The sequence below is a fragment of the Marinobacter sp. BW6 genome, from assembly GCF_008107725.1.
GTDB lineage: Bacteria > Pseudomonadota > Gammaproteobacteria > Pseudomonadales > Oleiphilaceae > Marinobacter.
The window spans coordinates 1-435 of sequence record NZ_VIRN01000091.1; the positions used below are offsets into that span (position 1 = coordinate 1).

Here is a 435-nt window from a genome sequence, read left to right on the forward strand (position 1 = left end):
GCGCGCCTTCGAGCTGTCGCAGGAGGAAGCGGAAGAATGGTATCGCGGGCGCGACGTCTATCCGCAAACCGCGCCTGGGCAGGATGAAACCATTGTGACCTTCCAGGGCGTCCCGCTGGGCCTGGCGAAGCGCGTCGGCTCCCGACTGAAGAACAGCTATCCGCGCGAACTGGTGCGCGATGGAAAACTTTTTGCCGGCAAGGTGTGAGGCCGCGCAAAAAATGCGCACTTTTTGACTGGCGCTTTTCGCCCCATTGACTACGCTGAAAAATAACGGCCATAACTGGTCGTACCACAACTCAGCTGAAAAATGGGGTGAAGCGATGAGTAAAACCAATGTCCGCATCGGCGCGTTCGAAATAGACGATGCCGAACTGCACGGTGAGCATCAGGGTGAGCGAACGTTAAGCATACCCTGCAAATCCGATCCAGACT

1 protein-coding gene is annotated in these 435 nt (G+C 56.8%); it reads left to right on the forward strand.

The window, feature by feature from the left end:
* Window positions 1-208: hypothetical protein (locus FMN52_RS19695; protein ID WP_275898199.1), on the forward strand; the 208-nt coding region annotated here is incomplete at its 5' end.
* Between the last annotated feature and the right edge of the window lie 227 nt (window positions 209-435).